This is a genomic window from Nostoc sp. CHAB 5836 (assembly GCF_020829445.1).
Classification (GTDB): Bacteria; Cyanobacteriota; Cyanobacteriia; order Cyanobacteriales; family Nostocaceae; genus Nostoc.
Genome location: NZ_JAIVFV010000292.1, coordinates 1 through 4686 on the forward strand (window position 1 = coordinate 1; position 4686 = coordinate 4686).

The window sequence follows — 4686 nt, forward strand, 5'->3', positions numbered from 1 at the left end:
AATGTCGCCAAGCCCTCAGGTAGCAAATCCCCAAAGTTTTAGCAGAATCAGACAATTTCATCAGACGGGATTTTGGACTATATCTGACTATGTTAGACTATATTTTATTTAAAGTTTTCTCATACCTTTGCACTTTCCTCAGTACCTTTCCATTTTGGCGTCAAGGCACACTCCGGAGCGAAGCGAGATCCCGCGATCAACCTGCTTGGCAACAGATTTTTGTCATAGGCCTACTTTGGCTCGTCATTGCATTAACGCTTTTTACAGCGATCCCTGACCTGGTGAATCACAACTGGGCGATGGAGGCGATCGCCAGAGCATCCGCAGGGCCACTGCTCATCCTGGCAAGTGCAGAACAACTCTTGATCAGAAGCCAAATTCGGCGATAATAGTGAAGCAATCCCAAAACCTGGCAATTGCTACCCTTTGGGAAGGCTTCGCCTACGTTTCGCTTCTCCACGAGAAGCCCATTGCTCTCCTTGTACTGAGCGTAGCCGTTGGCGGAGCCTCTCGTAGAGAAGTATTGCGAATTGGAGATGACTACCACTCAGACAAACGCTGCTGGTAGTAGTTAACGATTTGTGCCGTGACTTCAGACACGTCCAAACCATCAGTTTGAACTTCCATCGCATCCGCTGCTTTCTGCAAAGGGGAAACTTTGCGTGTACTATCTTTCCAGTCACGTTCGGCAATGTCGTGTTCCAGCTGCTCTAAACTCACTTCCCGTTGACCTTGTTTGTTAAAGTCTCGCTGACGGCGACGGGCGCGTTCACTCACAGAAGCGGTTAAGAAGATTTTCACTTCCGCATCGGGGAATACGTGAGTGCCGATATCCCGACCTTCCGCGACTAAACCACCTCTTTTACCCCAACTTTGCTGTTGTTTAACCAGTGCTTGACGTACAGCGCTTTGTGCTGCGATCGCCGATACTTGAGATGTTACCTCAATGGTGCGAATTACCTCGGTAACATCAATACCGTTAATCCAAACCCGCAGGCTCGATTCTAAATCCTGGGTGGGAGTAAGTTCAATTTTACACTGGTTAGTTAACTCGGCGATCGCACACTCATCATCAATGGCAATACCATTTTGCAGTACTAACCAAGTGACAGCACGGTACATCGCTCCTGTATCTAAATACACTAAACTCAGATTTGCTGCCACTTGACGCGCCACTGTAGACTTTCCAGCACCGGCTGGGCCATCAATGGCGATAATGGGTTGACGATCGCGCAATATGGTATTGTCAATCAAACGTGTAGCACCAAGACGAGCTGCGATCGCCAACATTCCTTCCTCCTCAACTTTTTCTAAAGACATCAACGTAGTCGGTTCAACCAATTCAATATATTCCACTAAGACCGTACTGACCATTGCCACTTCTTGCTGTACGACTGCGATCAACTTCTCACTATTGCGATCGCCTGTTTTGAACGCAGCTTCAGCTCGTCGCAAGCCGCGATATAATATCGCTGCTTCCTCTTTTGCCGTTGCAGTCAAATATTGATTACGAGAACTGAAGGCAAGACCCGAGGCTTCCCGTATTGTTGGACAAGCAACAATTTCTACTGGCAAATTTAAGTCAGCTACTAAGCGTTTAATAATTGCCAGTTGCTGACCATCCTTTTGACCAAAGTAGGCACGGTCAGGCTGAACCAAGTTCAAAAGTTTGGTCACAATCGTAGCGACACCCTGAAAGTGACCTTGCCGAGAACGACCACACAAGCCTGTTATCATAGCAGATGGGGGGATAACTTGTGTAACCTTTGATTCTTGTATACTCTTCTGGGGAACTGCCATTTCTTCTGGAGTCGGCGCAAAAATGGCATCTACCCCAGCTTGTTCGCAAAGTTGTTGGTCTTGCTCTAAACTGCGGGGGTAGCGTTGATAATCCTCGTTAGGAGCAAATTGCAGAGGATTGACGAAAATACTCACAATCACCGTAGAATTTTCTTGCCGCGCCCGTTGGATCAAGCTTAAATGACCTTGATGTAAATTCCCCATCGTTGGCACCAGACCGACTGGCGTCTGATACCAGCCAGTCATCTCATCTAGTCTCAGATCCTCAGTAACTGCAATTAGCTTGTTTTCTGAGCAGCGTTTAGTTAAATAGCAGCGTAAAGCTGCGACTGTTGTCAGCAGGCGCACAAAAATACCCCTAGTTCTTATCGATCCCTCCCCCGTTAGTTTATATCTGAAATGAGGGAAGAGATGATTGAACTAGAGGAATTGTTATGGGCATTGAGAGGCACAGAGGCGGGGTGCTGCTCTTGCAGAGGGGAAAACTCTTCTCCCTTGCTAAGAACTCTCTGCTCGATTATTTCCCTAAGACTTCAATATGCACTGGTGCTACGCCACTGCCTATCATTCCCAAAATTCGAGCCGCGCCGGTAGACACGTCAATGACTCGACCCCGAATGAATGGGCCTCGGTCATTAATTCGCAGCACTACAGAACGACCGTTGCGAGTGTTGGTTACACGGACTTGCGTACCAAAGGGTAAGCTGCGATGAGCGGCAGTCATTCCTTCTGGATTGAATCTCTGACCGCTAGCAGTACGATTACCAGAAAAGTCATAGCCATAATAAGAAGCTATACCTCTCAAGGTGGCTCGCACTGCTCGGGCGGCAATCTGTTGAGGCAGCTTTGGCATTGATATGGGTTGACGCATTGGTAAATTCGCAATCTCTTTTAGGGGAGATGCATTACCTAGTAGTCTCCGCAGGCGATTAGTTGCTTGCAATGCATCTTGGGCCAGATTGTTGGTGGTATCAGCTAGCCGCGTACCTTCGTTGATTTCGACCAATTCGTCGCCATTAATTTTGATTACATAGCGATCGCCATTTTGCTGGACAAGGACGCCTTTGTTTTGCGCTTGATTGGCTGTAGATTCGCCCCCTGCTTTCCAACTTACGGTAATCTTACTCGCGTCCACATTTTCCCGATTCAACTGGTTGATCTTAGCTGCTATTACACCAGCTACCTGAACCGGATCATTGTCAACGGAGCTAATCTGGTTAATCACATCCGTCACCTTCCCAGTATTCGCTACCTTTAGTGAATTTCTAGTAATAAGGGCGTACAATTGTACGCCCCCAGTATTTCCTATTTCACCAACTTTTTTACTTTCAAGGTTAGTATTTGATACAGAACTCAAAAATGTCAGAACTGGTATATTTCGGATAAAAAGGGTTGCCGCCTTACGTCCTCTAACGTTGTGATGATGAATTTCTGTAATCACAGCATCCAAGGTTTGTTTCCCTGCTCTGGATTGGTATTCTCCCACCTTCACTACATCAGGGGTAGGTGATTTTTGGGAAGCTAGCGCATTTCCCTTGGTGGTTTGAGTGCAACCAACTGAGGGTGTGGCCAAAACAGTCAGAAACAGGGTAACAATAGTCCACAAATGTCTTTGATTCATGCGTCCGTTTTTAAAGCGACTGTAAGAACTTAAGTTTTATGATTTGCGGGATTTTTCACTTTTCAAAAGTTACTTCCCTTCGGCTAAACTCGAATTCGTTCCGTTTTCACTTTTTATTTATAACTGCAACAGATTAACATGAACCTTTGAGCTTGGGGATCAGGGTTTTAGCGTAATTATCGCCCACTTTTTCCAATTCCAATTCCCATTTTCAGGGCGAAACCTTTCTCAACTCAGGGCTTCGGCTATGTAACGCTTTTTTCGGCAAGTCAAAAATTTCTTAAAAAATTTTACGCTTATTGCACACCAAAATGACGATGCTCTATTCACATCGGTTCTAAAGGCTCGTAACTACCCGTGTATTTTAGACAACATCTTTTTTGGCTACTTACTACAAAGTATTAATATAAATTTTCTTAAATAGCAACGGCATAAATACTCAAAATTACTTATTTAATCAAATATTTAGATTTAACTATGAATAAGCTGTGACATGAGTTACATCTGAAATAATTATGCAGATCAGTTTGAGTTTAATATCTGTTTTCAGAGTTTGTTCTACTTAGATTAATCATAACTTTTACTCTATATAACTAGACGGATATTAGTAACAAATATGACTCCTTGCCTCAGGATTGCTGAGTATAAAAAAAGGGATAATACTCAACTCAATATTTTTCACGATTAATCGTGAAAAAATTAATAAATGTTCGTGATCGCTTCTACAAAAGCTAGTAAATGTATAAAAAGATACAGATAATATTAGTTTTTCTGCGTATTTGCTTCATGATGATTTTTGAGAGCAAGGTATCTTTTGAAAAATCTTTGTGGGTGTAGGGATGTAGAACTGCACATTGGTGTCAACTTAACGTGAAACGGGCGGTTAGAAACCGCACGCCAGTTGCTTCTCCCAAGGGGAGACGCTGCGCGAACAAGTCGGCAGAACCGCCCAACGCACTGGCTTGTCTACACAAACTCTCAGCCACCGGTCTGGGTTTCAAAACCTTGATTTGACCTTAGTTCGCGCAGGCAGACGAAAGCCTGTATAGCCGCGAATTCCATTGGGCAAGGCTTAAGTTGACACGTATGACAGCTCATTGGTGTCAACTTAAGCTTGTTTAGCTTCACTGTTGGCTTCATCACCCGCTTGGGAATCAATTCCCAAGCTAATAGCTCAAGTCTACTGAAGTAGACTAAAGATTGTTGAGGAATTTAGTCATCTTTTAGATTACTTCAGCTATTAGCAAGGAACTTCAGTTCCTTGC

3 protein-coding genes are annotated in these 4686 nt (G+C 44.4%); all 3 read right to left on the bottom strand.

The features are described from left to right. Window positions 1-286 precede the first annotated feature (286 nt). Window positions 287-460 carry a hypothetical protein gene (locus LC605_RS31030; RefSeq protein WP_229551250.1) on the bottom strand — a complete coding sequence of 58 codons (174 nt, stop codon included), beginning with the start codon at window positions 458-460 and terminating at the stop codon, window positions 287-289. An 80-nt stretch (window positions 461-540) separates the two neighbouring features. After that, window positions 541-2148: a bifunctional pantoate--beta-alanine ligase/(d)CMP kinase gene (locus LC605_RS31035; RefSeq protein ID WP_229551251.1), complete on the bottom strand. Its 1608-nt coding sequence runs from the start codon at window positions 2146-2148 to the stop codon at window positions 541-543. Window positions 2149-2317: 169 nt separating this feature from the next. Further along, entirely contained in the window at window positions 2318-3421 is a 1104-nt protein-coding gene (locus LC605_RS31040; RefSeq protein ID WP_229551252.1) for a septal ring lytic transglycosylase RlpA family protein, read from the bottom strand. Between the last annotated feature and the right edge of the window lie 1265 nt (window positions 3422-4686).

Excerpts from the sequence above, each read along its gene's own strand:
- LC605_RS31040 (WP_229551252.1), bottom strand. The coding sequence starts at position 3,421 with ATGAATCAAAGACATTTGTGGACTATTGTTACCCTGTTTCTGACTGTT.